This window comes from Enterocloster aldenensis (assembly GCF_003434055.1).
Taxonomy (GTDB): Bacteria; Bacillota; Clostridia; order Lachnospirales; family Lachnospiraceae; genus Enterocloster; species Enterocloster aldenensis.
Map to the genome: position 1 here is coordinate 1 of NZ_QVEX01000025.1, position 312 is coordinate 312.

The following is a 312-nucleotide window of genomic DNA, read 5'->3' on the forward strand; positions in this document are numbered from 1 at the left end:
GTTCAATTCGGTTTTCAATATGTGGTTTTGAAGGTATGTATTTTTGCATAAAATCAGCAAAAGTTTCATACAATATCTTCAAAAGGTACTTGATGAATCTTTGATTATAAAGTATAATAAAGACTCGGAGAGCACTTTTAATATTCCTCGATAGCTCAGTCGGTAGAGCACGCGGCTGTTAACCGCGCTGTCGTAGGTTCAAGTCCTACTCGGGGAGTTTTTCTATATATAATTATTTGCAAGGCCCCATGGTCAAGCGGTTAAGACATCGCCCTTTCACGGCGGTAACAGGGGTCCGAATCCCCTTGGGGT

Annotated in this window: 2 tRNA genes; both read left to right on the plus strand. The window is 41.3% G+C overall.

The annotated features are described in order from the left end of the window. Positions 1-144: 144 nt before the first annotated feature. Positions 145-217 (plus strand) — tRNA-Asn (locus DWX59_RS26405). A 25-nt stretch (positions 218-242) separates the two neighbouring features. Next, positions 243-312: transfer RNA gene (locus DWX59_RS26410), tRNA-Glu, on the plus strand.